This is a genomic window from Nocardioides sp. TF02-7 (assembly GCF_022437945.1).
Lineage (GTDB): Bacteria > Actinomycetota > Actinomycetes > Propionibacteriales > Nocardioidaceae > Nocardioides.
The window spans coordinates 1425506-1443001 of sequence record NZ_CP092535.1; the positions used below are offsets into that span (position 1 = coordinate 1425506).

The following is a 17496-nucleotide window of genomic DNA, read 5'->3' on the forward strand; positions in this document are numbered from 1 at the left end:
GAGCGGCCGATGATCCGGCTGCGGGGCGTGAGCAAGACCTATCCCGGCGGCACGGTCGCGGTGCAGCAGCTCGACCTCGACGTACGACGCGGCGAGCTGGTCTGCCTGGTCGGCCCCTCCGGCTGCGGGAAGTCGACGACGCTGAAGATGGTCAACCGGCTCGTCGAGCCGACGACCGGCGTGATCGAGATCGACGGCGTCGACGTCACCCACAGCGACCCGGTGCGGCTGCGCCGCGGGATCGGCTACGTCATCCAGCAGGTGGGGCTCTTCCCGCACCAGCGGGTCAGCGCCAACGTGATGACGGTGCCGCTGCTCTCCGGGACGTCCCGGTCGGCCGCGCGGGCGCGGGCCCGCGAGCTGCTGGCACTGGTCGGCCTCGACCCCGACGAGTTCGGCGACCGCTACCCGCACCAGCTGTCGGGCGGCCAGCGGCAGCGGGTCGGCGTGGCCCGGGCGCTCGCCGCGGACCCGCCGGTGCTGCTCATGGACGAGCCGTTCGGTGCGGTCGACCCGGTGCAGCGTGCCCGGCTGCAGGAGGAGTTCCAGCGGCTGCAGCGCGAGCTGGGCAAGACCGTCGTGCTGGTGACCCACGACATCGACGAGGCTGTGCTGCTCGGCGACCGGGTCGCGGTGTTCGCCGCGGGCGGCCGGCTGCTGCAGCACGACACGCCTGCCGAGCTGCTCGCCCACCCGGCGGACGAGGAGGTCGCCACGTTCGTCGGCGCCGAGCGCGGCCTGCGGCGGCTCTCGGTCACCGCCATCGACCCCGCGCACCTCGAGCCGCTCGACGGCGTCCCTGCCGGCGACCTCGGCGCGACCGTCGACGTCCGCGCCTCCCTCGAGGAAGCGCTGGCCCTCCTGCTCCGCGACGACCGCCCGATGATCGGGGTGACCGACGGCCCCCGCTTCGTCGGCGTGCTCACCCCCACCGGGATCCACCGGGCGCTGCGCGCCTCCCTCCGCGGCGAGTAGGCACTTCCTCACCCTCGAGTAGGCACTTCCTCACCCTCGAGCAGGCACTTCCTCACCCTCGAGTAGGTGATTTCCCGACGTCGTGGCCCGAGAATCCCCCCACTGGCGGACGAGGAACTCCCCACTCGATGCCGAGAAGGTCCCTACTCGACGGGTACGTCGCGGTGCCAGCTCTCGGTGACGTACGACGTGCGCCAGCCCAGGCCGAGGTAGAGGTCCGTCGCGCCGGTCGGCGAGTCGGCGTCGACCTCGAGGCCGACCCGGTCGCGGCCGCGGGCGGCGGCGTCGGCGATCACCGTGCGGAGCAGCCGCTTGCCGACACCGCGGCCGCGGGCGGAGCCCAGCACGCCGATGTAGGAGACGTAGGAGCCGCTCGGGCCGCCCGGCGAGCTGGTCTCGGTGCCGACGAGGGGCCCCGACGGGCTGCGGTCGGCCGGGGTCGTCGAGGAGCTCGGCCACCCACCAGTGGTCCCACCGGTGCCCGGGGTCCTCGCGGAGCCGGTGGACGAACTCGTCGAAGGTCTCCTCCCACGAGTTGAAGTGGTCGCGGAACGCCTGCTCGAGCACCTGGTGGACCTCGCGCAGGTCGTCGACGTCGGGCAGCCCGTCCGCCCCCCGGCGCACCTGCCGGACCCGGACGCCGTCGGCCTCCCACAGCTCCGGCGACGGCACCAGGTCGGCGTCGTCCGGCGCCACCGGCCGGCTCATCTGCCACCAGTGGCGCACCCGCTCGAAGCCGGCGGCCGCCAGCCAGCGGTGCTGCCGCTCGTCGTCGGCGTACGCGCCGGTGTCGATCTGCTGCACGGCGAGGCCGCGGGCGGCGCCCACCTGGCGGGCCTGCCCGACCGCCCAGTCGACGAGCACGCCGGAGCAGGCGTCGGCGAGGCCGTCGGGCAGGTCGCGGTCGACGATGTGGATGAGCAGCATCCGGCCGCCGGCGCGGTCGTGGGCGCTCGCCCAGGCCCGCACCTGGCCGGCGGGGGTCGCGCACGACGACGTTCTCGCGGGTCCGCAGCCCGGGTTCGGCCACCTCGACCAGCACGTCGTCGAGGCCCGCCCCCGCCCAGCCGCGGCCGTGCCGCTGGTGGGCGCGCAGCAGCTGCGTCAGCCGGGCCAGGTCGAACCGGTCACGCGGGTCGGGACTGTCGACCAGCCACCCCTCCGGCAGTGCGGGTGGCGCACCGACGACGGCGGCCGGGTCGCTCTCGAAGCGGGACTCGTCGGGGAGGGGCACCCCGCGATTGTGCCAACCGGCGGGTGCGGCCGGTCGCGCCGGTCCGCTCAGGCGGTGTTGCGCATCCGCGCCTCGGCGAGCGCGGTCTCCGCCGCCGCCCGCTCGGCGGCGAGGGTGTCGACCTGCGCCTCGAGCTCGGCGACCCGGACGACGGCCTGGGTGGCGCGCTCCTCGGCGTCGGAGAGACGCTCGCCGAGCCGGGCGTTCTCCTTCTCGGCCCGCGCCGCCTGCTCCCGTACGTCGGCCAGCTGGCGTCGCGCGTCGGCCAGCTCCTGGGCCGCGTCGGCCAGCCGCTTCTCCAGCCGCGAGACCGTCGCGTCGCGCTTGGCGATGCGGCCCTGCATGTCGGCGGCGAACTCGACGCCCTCCGCGGAGCGGCGGACGTCGAGGTCGCGGTAGGCCCGGGCCTGCTCGGCCCGGTCGCGGGCGGCCGCGCGCCGCGACTCCGCCAGCTCGGTGTGGACGATCTTGGTGGCGGCAGCGCCCAGGACCACGGCGAGGCCGGCGGCGACGGTCACGGCGAGCCACTGCCCGGTGACCGCGGTGCCCGCCACCGCGACGGCGGCGACGAGCAGCAGGAGCACGGCGACCACGAGCCGGGTCGACCGCTGACGGCGGCGGGAGGAGCCCGCAGGGGAAGTCATGTGACCGAGGTTAAGTGCTGTGGTCCCTGTTGCTGATGCGACACGCGCGCTCGAGCAGCAGAGCCGCGGCGACGCCGAGCCCCGCCGCGAGCGCCGCGACCAGGCACCGCCACAGCCGCTCGTCGGCCAGCTCGGCGACGTCACCCACCCAGCTCAGCCCGTAGCCGAGGTAGCCGCCGCCGACCAGCGCCGCCGCCAGCGCGCTCGCCCGCGCCAGCACCAACCGGTTGACCGCCTGGTGCGGCAGCAGCCGCTCGCGGCGCACGTGCACGGTGCGCCAGGTCGCCCACGCGGCGTACCCGAGGATCGAGGCCAGCAGCAGCAGCGCCAACGGCTGCGTCCAGGTGACCAGCGGCGGGACCCGGTCGAGGCGGTCGCTCACCGGGTGCAGCGCCCAGCCGAGCACCAGGCCGGCCAGGGCCCAGCCGGTCACCACGCCGGGCTGGGTCGGGCGCAGCGACCCCTCGGGGCGCCCGGTGTCGTCCTCGTCGTCCGGCTGCGGCTGGTCCCTCACCCGTCGTGCTCGAGGGCCACGTCGTCACGTCGGGTGAGGCCGTCGGTGCCGACCTTGTCGAGCAGGTCGGCCACGGCGCCGTGGTCGGGGAGGTAGGCGTCGGGCTCGAGGTCCAGCCACGGCTGGAGCACGAACGCCCGCTCGTGGGCGTTGGGGTGGGGCAGCTTGAGCGCGTCGGTGTCGCTGCGCCGGTCGCCGACCACGATCAGGTCGACGTCGAGCGTCCGCGGGGCGTTGACGCCCTCGCTGCGGTCGCGGTCGTAGGCGTCCTCGATGGCCAGCGCCCGGTCGAGCAGCCGGTGGGAGGACAGCGTCGTGTCGGCGAGGACGACGGCGTTGAGGAACGAGGGGGACCCGGGCGGGCAGCCGACCGGCTCGCTCTCGTAGACCGGCGACACGCCGGTGATCCACACGTCGGGGGTGTCGGCGATGGCGTCGACGGCGCCCTGGAGGTTGGCGGCCCGCTCGCCGAGGTTGGACCCGAGGGCGAGCACCACCCTGCGGATCGGCCGCATCTCCCCGGTGAGGGTGTCGGCATCGATGATGTTCGGGTTGGGCGTCTCGGTCATCGGTGGCCTTCTCCCTTTCCGGCAGGATCTGCACGTCGGTGGCGAGTGATCGTGAGCCGTACGTCCCCGAACGTCGTCCGGATCGGCGCGTCGGGCTTGTGCACCGTCACCCGCGCCCATTCAACACGAGCATCCAAGAGGCACACGTCGGCGATCCGGCTGGCGAGCGTCTCGATCAGGTCGACCGGATCCCTCCGCACCGCGTCGGCGACGCCTTCCACGAGGCTCCCGTAGTCCACGGTGTCGCGCAAGTCGTCCGAGGCCGCCGCGGGAGCGGTGTCGACCCCCAGCACGAGGTCGACGACGAACCGCTGGCCGTCGCGGCGCTCGTGGTCGAAGACGCCGTGGTGGCCCCAGCACTCGATGCCGAGCACGGCGAGCTCGTCGGTCATCGGTCGGCTCTCTCCTCGTCGGTCGTCCAGCGGGCCGCGACCCGCAGCGCGTCGCGGTGCGCACGGACGTCGTGGACCCGGACGCACCACACCCTCGCACCACCCACCCCCGCCGCCAGCAGGGTGGTGACGGCGACCCCGGCCGCCTCGCGGGCGTCGACCGCCCGGGGCGCGCCGTCCGCACCGGCGAGCAGGCGGCCCAGGAACGTCTTGCGGCTCGCGCCCACGAGGAGCGGGTAGCCCAGCTCCGCCAGCCGGTCGAGGTTGCGCAGCAGCGGCCAGTTGTCGTCGGGCTCCTTGGCGAAGCCCAGCCCGGGGTCCAGGACGATCCGGTCGTCGGCGACACCGGCGGCGCGGATCGCCCGCACCCGGGCCAGGAGCTCGGCCCGCACCCCCTCGACGACCCCGCCGGGGACGTCGTACGCCGTGAAGCGCTGCATCCGGTCACTGTGCGCGCGCCAGTGCATCGCGACGTACGTCGCCCCGGTCGCGGCGACGACGTCGAGGATGCCGGGGTCGGCCAGCCCGCCGGAGACGTCGTTGACGATGCTGGCCCCGGCCCCCAGCGCGGCTGCGGCGACCTCGCTGCGCATCGTGTCGACCGAGACCACGGCACCGTCCGCGGCGAGCGCCTCGATGACCGGGACGACCCGGTCGAGCTCCTCCTCCAGCAGCGGCCGGGTGGCGCCGGGACGGGTCGACTCGCCGCCGATGTCGAGGATGTCGGCACCGTCGGCGAGCAGCGCCCGGCCGTGGGCGATCGCACGCTCGGTGTCGAGGAACCGTCCGCCGTCGGAGAACGAGTCGGGCGTGACGTTGACGACGCCCATCACCTGCGTCCCCGCGGCGGGGTCGACGACGGGCTCGAGCATGCGCCCGAACCTACTGCGTGTCCCCACGGCCCTCCACAGCCCCACCCGGCTGCGGTTGCCGCTGTCGGCACCCGCTGCTTCGCTGCACGTCTCGGACCGCCGGCGCTCGGGCCGGCGGCGATGCAGAGTCGGGGGGTTCCCATGCGTCGGATCCTGTTGTCCGTCATCGCGGCCACGTTGCTGCCGCTCACCGTCACCGCCGCCCACGCGGCCGAGCCCGACCCGCCCGGGCCCGCAGAACCACCGCGAGCGGTCGCCGCCGAGCGGCCACCGGCCAAGAAGCACGTCGTCCAGCGGCAGAAGGAGTGGATCCGCGTGAGCTTCAAGATCCGGCGGCACCGTCCCCGGATCGTCGACCGCCGGCTCCGGACATCCGTGCGTCACCTGCAGCTGGCCCGGACCGCGAGGCCCGGCGACGCCTACTCCTGCGTGGTGCGCACCCGCGGCCGCCGTGCGGTCGCCTACCCGGTGGTGCGGAGCTACGGCCGGGGCAGCTCCTTCTACCACCGCTGGTCGCTCCACACCTACCGCATCGACCGGGCCCGCCGGCTCACGACCGGTCCGCAGCAGCAGTTCGAGCTCTGCGCGGTCGGCGGCGGCCACACGTGGAACAAATGGGCGTCGAATTTCAACGGCGCCAGCATGACCGTCGACCACGGCGCCGACATCCGCATCGGCCAGGACTGGGGCGAGCGGGTCACCGACGACGGCGGCATCACCTCCGACCTCACCTTCAAGCTGTCGGCCGGGTTCGCCGAGGTCAGCGCGACCCACCCCGTCGGGATCCGCGACGACCACCGGTTCACGGGCAGCGAGGGGCACGACCCGCGGATCGACCTCCCCTCGGGGTGGGACAACGTCAACCGGGTCAACGCCTACTACGAGTCCGGCGACGACTGGACGTTCCAGGGCACCGACCGTCACGTCGGCAACACGATGCAGGCGCTCTACGAGGTGCCGCAGGCGGGCAGCCGGTCGCTGCGCTCGGTGATCTCGACCAAGATCCGGGCCCACTGCACCAAGTGGTTCCAGCTGCTGGGCCGCCGCTGCGAGGCGTTCGATTGAGAGGGGCCGGGTGGGGCGGCCGACCCTGGGCTGCCCGGGCCGCGGTCGCCGTCGTCGTCCTGGCGGCGGCCGCGGCCTGCTCGGACGGCCCGGACGAGCCGGAGGATCCGGGTGACCGGTCCTCCGCCGCATCGCCGCGTACGTCGGCCCCGGCGGGCGACCCGGACCCGCGCGGGGACACGGAGACGGATCCCAGCGGGGCCGGCGACTGGAGCGGCGACTGGAGCGGGCTCGGCGCCCGCGGCTTCGTCTACCTCCTCGCCGGCACCGGCGGGCGGCACTACGAAATCTTCCGCGTCGACCCGGCCGCCGGCGAGGTCGACCAGGTCACCGACGTGCCGGGCCCGTTCGGGGGTCTCGTCGTTCTCGGCGAGCCGCGCCGGGCTGGTCGTCGCCGAGGCGTCGAGCCTGGTCGACCACGTCGCGCTCCTGGGTCGCGACGGCCGGCTCACCCCGCTCCGGCCCTCCCTCGGGTCGTCGCCCGACATCAACCACCGCGGCGACGTCATCGCCTACCGGCCGACGCCCGACGGGTCGGCCGACCGGGTCGTGCTCCGGCGGCGCGACGCCGACCGGTGGGAGGAGGTCACCGAGCCCACCGCCGCCTACACGACCGCGCGCTGGCTCGGTCCCGGCACGCTGCTCCTCGTCCGCCCCGGGCGGCCCACGACGTGGTCCACGCTCGGGCTCGACGGCCGGCCTCCGCGCGTGGGCCCGCCGCGGCCGGAGCGGCCGCTCGCCCGGCGTCGGCTCGCGCCCGAGCCCGGCGCCGGACGCTACCGGCAGCCGGTGGTGCTGCACGGCTGGGGCCGGACGCCGCCCGCGCTGTGGACGCCCGGCCGACGGCCGGTCCCGCTGCCGCGGGGCTGGACCAACGCCTGCCTGAGCCCCGACGGCCGGCGGGTGCTGCTCGTGGGCCGCGACCGGATCGGCGTGACCGACGCCGCCGGGCGCGGCGGACGTGCGGTCGCGGTGGTGGCCGACCCGGCGCCGCACGTGCTGTCGTGCGCCTGGGTCGACCGCCGGTTCGGGGCCGGCTAGGTGCGGCGTCGGGCGACATATCCCGGCGGCTCGGCTGCGCCTCGGGTCGGGCGCGCTAGCGGTGGAGCCGCGGGCTGTGGATGAGCGCCATCGCCTCGGAGCGGGTCGCGGCGCTGTGCAGCATCGTGCCCCGCACGGCCGAGGTGATGGTGCGGGCGCCGGCCTTCCGGACGCCGCGCATCGTCATGCACAGGTGCTCGGCCTCGATCACCACGATCACGCCGCGGGCCTCGAGGATCCGCATCAGGGCGTCCGCGACCTGGGTGGTCAGCCGCTCCTGCACCTGCGGGCGGCGGGCGTAGAGGTCGACCAGCCGTGCCAGCTTGGACAGGCCGGTGATCTTCCCGGTCTCGGCCGGGATGTAGCCGACGTGGGCGACCCCGGTGAACGGCACCAGGTGGTGCTCGCACATCGACCACAGCTCGATGTCGCGCACCAGCACCATCTCGTCGTGCCCGAGGTCGAAGGTGGTGGTGAGCACGTCCTCGGGCCGCATCCGCAGCCCGGCCGTCAGCTCGGCGTACGCCCGGGCGACCCGGGCGGGGGTGTCGCGCAGGCCCTCGCGGTCGGGGTCCTCGCCGATGGCGGCGAGCAGCTCGCGCACGGCCGCCTCCGCGCGCGCCTGGTCGAACGGCGGGACCTCCGCGGGGTCGCGGTCCTCGAGGTGGATCGGGTCGGACACGCGGGCCTCAGGGGCCGCTCGGCGGAGCCGGCGGGTTGGGGTCGGACGGCGGCGAGACCTGCGGACCGCCGTGCACGTCGCCGCCGGGGCCCGGCGGCGTCAGCACCGCGCCGCCCTCGTCGTCGTCGGGCACGGCCACGCCGGTGCCGTTGGCGTTGCCGTTGGCCGCCGCACGCTGGCGGATCTCCTCGGGCACCTCCACCGGCGGGATCGTCGACGGCACCCGCGTGGGCGACCCGGTCCACGCCGGCCGCTCCGGCTGCTTGCGCAGGGCCTCGAAGATCTCCGCCACCTCGGCCTTGTCGAGCGTCTCCCGGTCGAGGAGCGCGAGCACCAGCGCGTCGAGGACGTCCCGGTTCTCCTCGAGGATGTCGAACGCCTCCTGGTGGGCCTGGGCCAGCAGCTTCTTGGTCTCCTCGTCGACCGCCGCGGCGACGTCCTCGGAGTAGTTGCGGGAGTGCCCGAGGTCGCGGCCGAGGAACGGCTCGGAGTTCGACTCGCCCAGCTTGATCGCGCCGAGCCGCTCGGTCATGCCGTACTGGGTGACCATCGCGCGGGCGAGGTTCGTGGCCTTCTCGATGTCGTTGCCGGCGCCGGTGGTGGGGTCGTGGAAGACCATCTCCTCCGCCGCCCGGCCACCGAGCATGTAGGCCAGCTTGTCGAGCATCTCGCTGCGGGTCTGGCTGTACTTGTCCTCGTCGGGCAGCACCATCGTGTAGCCGAGGGCGCGCCCGCGGGGCAGGATCGTGATCTTGTGCACCGGGTCGGTGCCGGGGAGCGCCGCCGCGACGAGGGCGTGGCCGCCCTCGTGGTAGGCGGTGATCAGCTTCTCCTTCTCCGTCATCAACCGGGTCCGGCGCTGCGGACCGGCGATCACGCGGTCGATCGCCTCGTCGAGGGCGGTCGCCACGATCACCTTCGCGTTGTTGCGGGCGGTGAGCAGCGCCGCCTCGTTGAGCACGTTGGCGAGGTCGGCGCCGCTGAAGCCCGGCGTCCGCCGGGCGACGTTCATCAGGTCGACGTCCTCGGCCAGCGGCTTGCCCCGGGCGTGGACCTCGAGGATCCGCTTGCGGCCGGCGAGGTCGGGGGCGTCGACCTGGATCTGCCGGTCGAAGCGGCCGGGCCGGAGCAGCGCCGGGTCGAGCACGTCGGGCCGGTTGGTCGCGGCGATCAGGATCACGCCGCCGCGCACGTCGAAGCCGTCCATCTCGACCAGCAGCTGGTTGAGGGTCTGCTCGCGCTCGTCGTGACCGCCGCCCATCCCGGCGCCGCGGTGGCGACCGACGGCGTCGATCTCGTCGATGAACACGATCGCGGGCGCGTTCTCCTTGGCCTGCTCGAAGAGGTCGCGCACCCGGGAGGCGCCGACGCCGACGAACATCTCGACGAAGTCGGAGCCGGAGATGGAGTAGAACGGCACGCCGGCCTCGCCGGCGACGGCGCGCGCGAGCAGCGTCTTGCCGGTGCCCGGGGGGCCGTAGAGCAGCACGCCCTTGGGGATCTTGGCGCCGACGGCCTGGAACTTCGCCGGCTCGGAGAGGAACTCCTTGATCTCGCCGAGCTCCTCGATCGCCTCGTCGCAGCCGGCGACGTCGGAGAAGGTGGTCTTCGGCATGTCCTTGGTGATCATCTTCGCCTTGGACTTGCCGAACTGCATGACGCCGCGGCCGCCGCCCTGCACGTTGTTCATGAGGAAGATGAACAGCAGGATGATCAGCGCGAACGGCAGCAGCGTGGCGAGGATCGATCCCAGCAGGCTCGGCTGCGGGTTCTCGGAGTTCGACTTCTCGATCTCGCCGGCGTCGACCTGCTCGTCGACCGCCTGGAGCAGCGGCTCCTGCTGGCCCTGGATGTAGTGCGACATCACCTCGTCGCCGGCGTCGCGGGTGCCCTCGTCGAGGGTGGCCTCGATGGTCTGGTCACCGTCGATGAAGGTGATCTCCTCGACCTCGCCCCGCTCGATGTACTCCCGCATCTGGGAGGTCGAGACCTCGTCGTGCCCGCCTCCGGGCGCGAGGAACTCCAGAGCGAGCAGGACGGCCACGACGGCCACCACGATCCACAGCCAGGGACCCCTGAACACGCGCTTCACAGACTTCATCCGTTCCTACCGGGCCGCAGGACGCGACCGCCTCCGCAGCGGACACGCCCCCGGCAGTGATCCGACGACGCTACACGCCGCCACACGCGCCATTGTCGCAGGCCGCTGGTAGGGCCGCGTCCGATCGACGCCGCCCGGGACGCGGTCAGGAGTAGACGTGCGGGGCGAGGGTGCCGATGTCGCGCAGGTTGCGGTAGCGCTCGCGGTAGTCGAGCCCGTAGCCGACCACGAACTCGTTGGGGATGTCCCAGCCGACGTACTTGACCTCCACCGGCATCTGCAGCGCCTCCGGCTTGCGCAGCAGGGTGCAGATCTCGACGCTGGCCGGACCCCGGGAGCCGAGGTTGGAGGTCAGCCACGACAGGGTCAGCCCGGTGTCGATGATCTCGTCGACGATCAGCACGTGCCGCCCCCGAGATGTCGCTGTCGAGGTCCTTGAGGATCCGCACCACGCCGGACGACTTGGTGCCCGAGCCGTAGGACGAGACCGCCATCCAGTCCATCTCGACGTGCCGGTCGAGGGCGCGGGCGAGGTCGGCCATCACCATCACCGCGCCGCGCAGGACGCCGACGATCACGAGGTCCTTGCCGTCGTAGTCGCGCCCGATCTCGCGGGCGAGCTCACCCAGCCGGTCCTGGATCTGCTTCTCGGTGAAGAGCACCTCGACCAGGTCGGCCTCGACGTGGGACGCGTCCATGGCGACGCACACTACTCGACGCTCTCGAACAGGAGGACGCCGTCCTCGCGGCGGGCGCGGAGGTGGCCGGGGAGGTCGATCCACCGCTGTCCGCGCCAGCCGGTCACCAGCGCGTCGACGGCGGTGACGTGCTGGTGGAACAGCTCGCCGTCGGGCGCCCCGGCGGCGAGCGCGGCGAGCCGCAGGACCCGGGTGCGGACGGCGGCCGGCAGCTCCGCGAGGCCGGCCACCGGGAGGCGGGCGTCGCCGGTCCTCAGCCGGCGGTAGGCCACCTCGGCCTCGTCGTCGAGGTGCTCGACGTCGGCCCGCAGCTGGTCGGCGGTGCGGGCGAGCGCCTCCGCGACGCCGGGCCCGAGCTGCTCCTCGAGCACCGGCAGCACGGCGGTGCGCACCCGCACCCGGGTGTAGCCGGGGTCGCTGTTGTGGGGGTCGTCCCACGGCTCGAGGCCCTCGGCCGCGCAGGCGGCGGCGGTCTCGGTCCGGGAGACGTCGAGCAGCGGCCGGGCGTAGTGGTCGAACGACCGGCGCATGCCCGCTAGGGCCCGGCCGCCGGAGCCGCGGGTCAGCCCGAGCAGCACCGTCTCGGCCTGGTCGTCGCGGGTGTGGCCGAGCAGCACCAGCGCCGCCCCGAAGTGCTCGCGCACCTGCTCGAGCACGTCGTACCTCGCCCGCCGGGCGGCGGCCTCCGGGCCGAGCCCCGCGCCCTCGACCCGGACCCGCGCGGTCACCGTCTCGTCGACACCCATGGCGCGGAGCTGCTCGACGACCCGGGCGGCCTGCTCCGCCGACCCGGCCTGCAGCCCGTGGTCGACGGTCGCGCCGACCACCCGCAGCCCGAGCCGGCGCCCCTCGACGACGGTGGCCGACGCCAGGGCCAGCGAGTCGGCGCCGCCGGAGCAGGCCACGACGACCGTGCTGCCCGGCTCGACCGCCGCGAGCGTGCGGCGTACGCCGAGCCGGACCGCGGCGACGGCGGGCGGCAGCGTCACGGGCCTCAGAGCACCCGGCGGATCCAGCCGTCGGGATCGGTGAGCTCGTCCTTGGACGGCAGGTGCGCCGGCTCGGCCCAGACCGCGTTGAACTCGGCCATGCCGACCCGGTCGACGACGTCACGGACGAACCGGGCGCCGTCGCGGTACTGCGCCATCTTGGCCTCGAGGCCGAGCAGCCGGCGCAGGACCCGGTCGAGGGTCCCGACGCCCTGCCGGCGCTTGGTGAACTTGGCGCGGATCTCGCGCACCGACGGGATGACCTGCGGCCCGACGCCGTCCATGACGACGTCGGCGTGTCCCTCGAGCAGCGACATCATGCCGGTCACCCGGTCGAGGATCTCGCGCTGCTCGGGCGTGCTGAACATGTCGATCACGCTGCCGCCGCTGCGGCCGGCCTTCAGCGCGTCGACGATGCGGTCGAGCCCGCCGTCGAGCAGCGACGCCGGCTCGAGGGTGGCGCTGATCGCCTCGATCTCGGAGAACAGGTGGTCGCGCATCCACGGCACGGCCGTGAACTGCACGCGGTGGGTCTCCTCGTGCAGGCAGACCCAGAGCCGGAAGTCGGCGCGGTCGACGGAGAGCTCGCGCTCGACGTGGACGATGTTGGGCGCGACGAGGAGCAGCCGCCCCGACGGCTCGAAGAACGGGTCGAACTGGCCGAGCACCTTCCCGGCCAGGAACCCCAGCAGCCCGCCGACCTCCGCACCCGTCACCTTCGAGCCGATCCGCTGGGCGACGCCGCTCGGGTGCCGCTTCTCGGTCAGCTTGCTCATCATCGGCCGGGTCGCGACCGCGAACCCCTCCGCGTTGGCCTGGATCCAGCCCGGCCGGTCGACCACGAGCACCGGCGCGGTGCCGTCGACCGCGTCGAGCCCGGTGTAGTCCCGGACCAGGCCCGTGCTCCGCGCCGCACCGGCCCGCAGCTCGGCGACCGCGTCGTCGGCCTCGGCCCGGGTCACGACCGGCCCCTCGCCCGCCAGCCGCGCCCCGACCGACACGGCGAACTGCCAGTCGACCATCTGCGGTTCGCTGGGCGGAGCGGTGCCGGTCATGCGGTGCAGCCTAGGCGGTGGGTGGGCGCTGGGTGGGTGGCGCGGCCGGCGTCGTCGCCGGTGCCGCAGTCGCCGCAGATTCATCACGGTATGTCGGCGAGCTGGCGCCTCCCACGGCGTACCCACCGTGGGGGAGCGCAGGTCCGGCTGCATACCTTGATGAATCTGCGCCCACCGGGACGGGTGGGATCCGGCACCGACCCCCGCCGTCCCCGCCGTCACCGCCCGCAGCGGCACGCCCCGAGCGCGGAGGCGGCGTTGTCCATGGCGATGCGGGCGAGGGCGTCCTTGTCCTTGCGGACCTTGTCGGCGAGCAGCGCGAAGACCATCAGGTCGCCGTCGAGGTCGACGGCGATGCCGGCGAGGGACGTGACGCCGGTGAGGGTGCCGGTCTTGGCTCGCACCCGGCCGGGGCCCGCGGCGGGCCCCCGGTCCATCCGGCCGGCCAGGGAGCCGGTGTAGCCGGCGACGGGGAGGCCGGTGAGCACGGGCCGCAGGTCGGGGTGCGCGTCGTCGGCCGCCCAGCGGATCACGTCGAGGAGCAGCTGCGGCGTCATCCGGTTGTGCCGGGAGAGGCCGCTGCCGTCGTGGAGCACGCTGCCCCGCATCTGGATGCCCTGCGCCGCGAGCACCCGGCGTACGGCGCGCTGGCCCCCGACGAACGAGCCGTCGCCCTGGTCGGCGAGGCCGGCGTGCCGCAGCAGCACCTCCGTCGCCTCGTTGTCGCTCACCTCGAGCAGCCGCTGGACCACCTGCGCGAGCGGTGCGGAGCTGACGGCGGCCAGGTCGCTCGCGCCCGGGTCGGCGACGGTGCGGCGCGGCTCGCCGACGACGCGGACGCCGGCCGCGGCGAGCGCGCGGGCGAACGCCTGCGCCGCGGTCAGCGCCGGATCGGAGACCCGGCCCCAGCCGGTCGGCGACCGGCCCTCGTCGACCCACAGGGCGCTGATCGGCGACACCACCCCGTCGGGCACGTAGTCGGCGCGCCACATCGGGTTCTCGGCCGGCCCGGAGAACAGGCTGTCGTCGAAGCCGATCCGCACCCGGCGTACGCCGTCGGCGCGGAGCGCGCGTGCGGTCCGCCGGGCGAGCGTGGCGACGTCCGCCTTGGCCGGGGAGACGGTCGCCGGCGTCGACGTCCCCCACTGGGCGTCCTGGCTGCTCAGCAGGAACGGGTCGCCGCCACCCACCAGCACCAGCCGCGGGGTGGCGCCGCCCGGCTCGAGCACGGTCGTCGTCTCGAACTCGTGGTCGGCGCCGAGCAGGAAGAGCGCGGCCGCGGACGTCACGATCTTGGTCGTGGAGGCGGGGATCGCCAGCCGCGCCCCCGACTTCGACCACTGGTAGGCGACCCCGCGTCCGTCGAGCGGGCCGACCGCCGCGAGCACGTTCCGCCCGAGGTCGCGGTCGGCGAGGTGACCGGCGAGCGCCGCCTCCACCGCCGCGGCGTCGAGCGGCCCGTCCTCGTCGGCGGGCGGCGCGACCGGCCGAGGCCGCCGGATCGGAGGTACGTCGACCTCCGGCGGCGGTGCGACGGCGGCGGGGTCGACCGGCGCGTCGTCGTCCTCCTCGAGGAGCCGGTCCAGCCAGCCGAGCCGCCAACCCATCACCCCTGCGACCACCACCAACGCCAGCAGCGCGGCGAGCCAGCGGACGCCGGAGCGGCGAACGTGCTCTGCGTCACGTTGAGCCACGACCACCCCCGTCTCGACTGCGCGTTCGGGCACATTGTGCGCGAGTATGTGCGAGGCAGTGGCAACCGGCCGGTCCTTCGGGGCTGCGGAGCGGAGGAAAAATGGTGCTCGAGTTCGACGTCCTCGTGGAGATCCCGAAGGGCAGCCGCAACAAGTACGAGGTCGACCACGAGACGGGCCGGATGCGCCTCGACCGCTTCCTCTTCACCTCGACGATGTACCCGGCCGACTACGGCTACATCGAGAACACCCTCGGCCTCGACGGCGACCCGCTCGACGCGCTCGTGCTCCTCCAGGAGCCGACGTTCCCCGGCTGCCTCATCAAGTGCCGCGCGATCGGCATGTTCCGGATGACCGACGAGGCCGGCGGCGACGACAAGGTCCTCTGCGTCCCGTCGAACGACCCGCGCATGGAGCACCTGCGCGACATCAACCACCTGGCGAACTTCGACCGCCTGGAGATCCAGCACTTCTTCGAGGTCTACAAGGACCTCGAGCCCGGCAAGTCCGTCGAGGGCGCCGACTGGGTCGGCCGCACCGAGGCGGGAGGAGGAGATCGCCGCCTCCTTCGAGCGCGCCAAGACGCACTAGTTGGTCTGGCCGAGCGTGTCGTAGACGGCGCTCGCCGCCCGGGCCCGGTGCTCCTCCGGAGCTGCTGAACCGCAGCGCCCGGGGGGCTTCGCGCCGTGGCGGCTGCGCCGCCGTACGACACGCTGCCGGCCCGCAGTCGAGATCTCCCCCGGCGCCAGGCGACCCGGCGGCCACACGGCACCCCGGCCGCCTCGGCCGAGCGTGTCGTAGACGGCGCTCGCCGCCCGGGCCCGGTGCTCCTCCGGAGCTGCTGAACCGCAGCGCCCGGGGGCTTCGCGCCGTGGCGGCTGCGCCGCCGTACGACACGCTGCCGGCCTGAACCACCCAGGCCGCTGCCTCAGTCGTCGCCCCAGGACAGCAGCCCCGGGGCGCGGAGGACCTCGCGCGGCACGCCGAAGGCGCGCACCAGCTCGCCGGCCACCGGCCGGACCCGGCGGCAGAGCTCGCCCACCTCGCGGGAGATCGCCTTCGACCGCTGGCTGCTGAGCCGACCGTGCTCCATGAACCACGCCCGGTCGGCCTCGATGGTCGACAGCGCGTAGAGGTCGCACAGGACGTTGAGCGCGTCGCGCAGGTCGCCCTCCGGCAGCGACGCCACCTTGTCGACGAACGCCTCCAGCACCAGCCGGTCGACGTGGGCGCGCGCCGCGGAGATCACGTGGTCCTGCACCCGTGAGAACACCTCGCCGGGGGCGAGCCCGTCGTCGACGCCGCGCTTGAGCCGTCGGGCCACGCCGCCGAGCGTGTGCTCCTCGCGGAACCGGAACATCGCGAGGTGGTACTCCGGGTCGAACAGGCCCGCGTCCTGGTCCCAGTCGTCGCCGCCGAGGACGTCGCGGATCCGCTCGAGCAGCTTGTGGGCCGCGGTCCGCTCCAGCACCGTCTCCACCGCCATGCCGGCGACGAACCGCACCATGCCCAGCTGGTCGAGGTCCTCGAAGTCGCTGGCGTAGTCGGTGAGCAGCCCCTTCGCGACCAGCTGCAGCAGCACGTGGTTGTCGCCCTCAAACGTCGTGAAGACGTCGGTGTCGGCCTTGAGGGCGGCGAACCGGTTGACCGACAGGTAGCCCGCGCCCCCGCAGGCCTCACGGCACTCCTGGATGGTCCGCGTCGCGTGCCAAGTCGCCAGCGCCTTGGTGCCGGCCGCCCGCGACTCGAGCCGGCGGCGGGACGCCTCGTCGGTGGTGACGCCGGAGAACACGTCGTGCAGCTGCTCGGTCAGCACCTCCTGCGCGAAGTGCAGCGCGTAGGTCTCGGCGAGCAGCGGCAGCAGCCGCCGCTGGTGCAGGCCGTAGTCGAGCAGCAGCTCCTCGGTGCCGGCCTCCTCACCGCGGCCGGCGTCGAACTGCCGCCGCCGCAGGCCGTACTCCACCGCGATCGTCAGCGCCACCTTGGCCGCGCTGAGTCCGGCGGCACCCACGCAGACCCGGCCCTGCACCAGCGTCCCGAGCATCGTGAAGAACCGGCGGTTGGGGTTCTCGATCTCACTGACGTAGCGGCCGTCCTCGGTGACGTCGGCGAACTCGTTGAGCAGCGCGGTCCGCGGCACCCGCACGCCGTCGAAGCGGATCCGCCCGTTGTCGACGCCGTTGAGACCCATCTTGAGGCCGTCGTCCTCGATCGTGATCCCGGGCAGCACGCGGCCGCCCTCGCGGAGCGGTACGACGAACGCGTGCACGCCGTGCTGCTCACCGGAGACCACCAGCTGGGCGAACACGACGGCGAGCTCGGCGTGCCGTGCGGCGTTGCCGATGTAGTCCTTGGTGGCCTCCGGGCTGCCGGTGTCGACCACGAACTCCTGCGTCTCCGGGTCGTACGTCGCGGTCGTGCCCAGCGCCTGCACATTGCTGCCGTGCCCGGTCTCGGTCATCGCGAAGCAGCCGAGCAGCTCGCCGCGCACCAGCCGCTCCAGGTAGGCATCGTGGTGCCGCCGCGTGCCGAGCTGGAGGATCGCGCCGCCGAACAGCCCGAACTGGACGCCGACCTTCACCAGCACCGACAGGTCGCCGAACCCGAGCGTCTCGAACGCCGCGATCGACGCGCCGAGGTCCGCGCCGCCGCCGTACTCCTCGGGGAACCCCATGCCGGTCTGGCCGGTCGAGGCCAGCCCGACGACGATGTCCTTCACCCGCTCCCGATACTCCGGGTAAGGCAGCGTCTCGGCCTCCTCGAGCACACCGGCGTGCTCGACGAGGCCCTCGCGCACCAGCCGCCGGACGTCGGCGTACCTCCCGTCGAGCAGCGCCGCGAGCGCCGGTACGTCGACGGCCGGGGTCGCGGCGGCCGTCGGTCCGGGCGCCGCGGCGAGGTCGTCGGGGCTGGCGTCGGGGGGTGGCGTGGGTCTCGTGGGTGTCGGCGGACATGCGTGCAAGGTATCCAC

16 protein-coding genes and 2 pseudogenes are annotated in these 17496 nt (G+C 74.1%); 4 read left to right on the forward strand and 14 right to left on the reverse strand.

Annotated elements, in window-relative coordinates:
* Positions 1–9: 9 nt before the first annotated feature.
* Positions 10–975, forward strand: coding sequence for an ATP-binding cassette domain-containing protein (locus MF408_RS07225; protein ID WP_275693448.1), 966 nt, complete (start codon positions 10–12; stop codon positions 973–975).
* A gap of 143 nt (positions 976–1118) precedes the next feature.
* Here MF408_RS07225 and MF408_RS07230 read toward each other — a convergent pair whose 3' ends face one another.
* Genes MF408_RS07230 through folP form a run of 7 tightly spaced genes read right to left on the reverse strand, consistent with a single transcriptional unit; the run spans position 1119 to position 5200 of the window.
* On the reverse strand, positions 1119–1322 hold the full coding sequence (locus MF408_RS07230; protein ID WP_240250828.1) for a GNAT family N-acetyltransferase: 204 nt from the start codon (positions 1320–1322) through the stop codon (positions 1119–1121).
* The gene (locus MF408_RS07235; RefSeq protein ID WP_240250829.1) at positions 1268–2209 is read right to left on the reverse strand and encodes a hypothetical protein; all 942 of its coding nucleotides are present in this window, start codon (positions 2207–2209) and stop codon (positions 1268–1270) included. The genes MF408_RS07230 and MF408_RS07235 overlap by 55 nt, the downstream gene beginning before the upstream one ends.
* Before the next feature lie 47 nt (positions 2210–2256).
* Positions 2257–2853 (reverse strand): hypothetical protein, encoded by a 597-nt coding sequence (locus MF408_RS07240; RefSeq protein WP_240250830.1) that lies wholly within the window; start codon positions 2851–2853, stop codon positions 2257–2259.
* 10 nt (positions 2854–2863) lie between these two features.
* Positions 2864–3367, reverse strand: coding sequence for a DUF3180 family protein (locus MF408_RS07245; RefSeq protein ID WP_240250831.1), 504 nt, complete (start codon positions 3365–3367; stop codon positions 2864–2866).
* Positions 3364–3936, reverse strand: coding sequence for a 2-amino-4-hydroxy-6-hydroxymethyldihydropteridine diphosphokinase (folK, locus tag MF408_RS07250; protein WP_240250832.1), 573 nt, complete (start codon positions 3934–3936; stop codon positions 3364–3366). The genes MF408_RS07245 and folK overlap by 4 nt, the downstream gene beginning before the upstream one ends.
* The gene (gene folB, locus MF408_RS07255; protein WP_240250833.1) at positions 3933–4328 is read right to left on the reverse strand and encodes a dihydroneopterin aldolase; all 396 of its coding nucleotides are present in this window, start codon (positions 4326–4328) and stop codon (positions 3933–3935) included. Before folB ends, folK begins: the two co-directional genes overlap by 4 nt.
* Positions 4325–5200 (reverse strand): dihydropteroate synthase, encoded by an 876-nt coding sequence (gene folP, locus MF408_RS07260; protein ID WP_240250834.1) that lies wholly within the window; start codon positions 5198–5200, stop codon positions 4325–4327. The genes folB and folP overlap by 4 nt, the downstream gene beginning before the upstream one ends.
* Before the next feature lie 141 nt (positions 5201–5341).
* On the opposite strand from folP, the gene MF408_RS07265 reads away from it, so the two are divergent.
* Complete coding sequence (locus tag MF408_RS07265) at positions 5342–6265, forward strand: hypothetical protein (protein WP_240250835.1); 924 nt, start codon at positions 5342–5344, stop codon at positions 6263–6265.
* 549 nt (positions 6266–6814) lie between these two features.
* Entirely contained in the window at positions 6815–7306 is a 492-nt protein-coding gene (locus MF408_RS07270; protein WP_240250836.1) for a hypothetical protein, read from the forward strand.
* Between the two features lie 55 nt (positions 7307–7361).
* Here MF408_RS07270 and folE read toward each other — a convergent pair whose 3' ends face one another.
* From folE to dacB, 6 genes and pseudogenes are all read right to left on the reverse strand, one after another.
* Positions 7362–7988: a GTP cyclohydrolase I FolE gene (gene folE / locus MF408_RS07275; RefSeq protein WP_240250837.1), complete on the reverse strand. Its 627-nt coding sequence runs from the start codon at positions 7986–7988 to the stop codon at positions 7362–7364.
* Positions 7989–7995: 7 nt separating this feature from the next.
* A complete protein-coding gene (gene ftsH, locus MF408_RS07280) occupies positions 7996–10089 on the reverse strand; it encodes an ATP-dependent zinc metalloprotease FtsH (protein WP_240250838.1) in 2094 nt (697 codons plus the stop codon).
* Between the two features lie 145 nt (positions 10090–10234).
* A pseudogene (hpt, locus tag MF408_RS07285) lies at positions 10235–10787 on the reverse strand (hypoxanthine phosphoribosyltransferase).
* Between the two features lie 11 nt (positions 10788–10798).
* Positions 10799–11776 (reverse strand): tRNA lysidine(34) synthetase TilS, encoded by a 978-nt coding sequence (tilS, locus tag MF408_RS07290; RefSeq protein WP_240250839.1) that lies wholly within the window; start codon positions 11774–11776, stop codon positions 10799–10801.
* 5 nt (positions 11777–11781) lie between these two features.
* Complete coding sequence (locus MF408_RS07295; RefSeq protein ID WP_240250840.1) at positions 11782–12831, reverse strand: zinc-dependent metalloprotease; 1050 nt, start codon at positions 12829–12831, stop codon at positions 11782–11784.
* Between the two features lie 218 nt (positions 12832–13049).
* Positions 13050–14525 (reverse strand): D-alanyl-D-alanine carboxypeptidase/D-alanyl-D-alanine-endopeptidase, encoded by a 1476-nt coding sequence (gene dacB / locus MF408_RS07300; RefSeq protein WP_240250841.1) that lies wholly within the window; start codon positions 14523–14525, stop codon positions 13050–13052.
* 101 nt (positions 14526–14626) lie between these two features.
* Here dacB and MF408_RS07305 point away from each other — a divergent pair.
* Positions 14627–15116: pseudogene (locus MF408_RS07305) on the forward strand (inorganic diphosphatase).
* Between the two features lie 337 nt (positions 15117–15453).
* On the opposite strand, the gene MF408_RS07310 reads toward MF408_RS07305, so the two are convergent.
* On the reverse strand, positions 15454–17496 hold the full coding sequence (locus MF408_RS07310; protein ID WP_240250842.1) for an acyl-CoA dehydrogenase: 2043 nt from the start codon (positions 17494–17496) through the stop codon (positions 15454–15456).

Coding starts and splice junctions, on each gene's coding strand:
- MF408_RS07225 (WP_275693448.1), top strand. CDS start 10: ATGATCCGGCTGCGGGGCGTGAGCAAGACCTATCCCGGCGGCACGGTC.
- MF408_RS07240 (WP_240250830.1), bottom strand. CDS start 2,853: ATGACTTCCCCTGCGGGCTCCTCCCGCCGCCGTCAGCGGTCGACCCGG.
- folK (WP_240250832.1), bottom strand. CDS start 3,936: ATGACCGAGACGCCCAACCCGAACATCATCGATGCCGACACCCTCACC.
- folB (WP_240250833.1), bottom strand. CDS start 4,328: ATGACCGACGAGCTCGCCGTGCTCGGCATCGAGTGCTGGGGCCACCAC.
- folP (WP_240250834.1), bottom strand. CDS start 5,200: ATGCTCGAGCCCGTCGTCGACCCCGCCGCGGGGACGCAGGTGATGGGC.
- MF408_RS07265 (WP_240250835.1), top strand. CDS start 5,342: ATGCGTCGGATCCTGTTGTCCGTCATCGCGGCCACGTTGCTGCCGCTC.
- ftsH (WP_240250838.1), bottom strand. CDS start 10,089: ATGAAGTCTGTGAAGCGCGTGTTCAGGGGTCCCTGGCTGTGGATCGTG.
- MF408_RS07295 (WP_240250840.1), bottom strand. CDS start 12,831: ATGACCGGCACCGCTCCGCCCAGCGAACCGCAGATGGTCGACTGGCAG.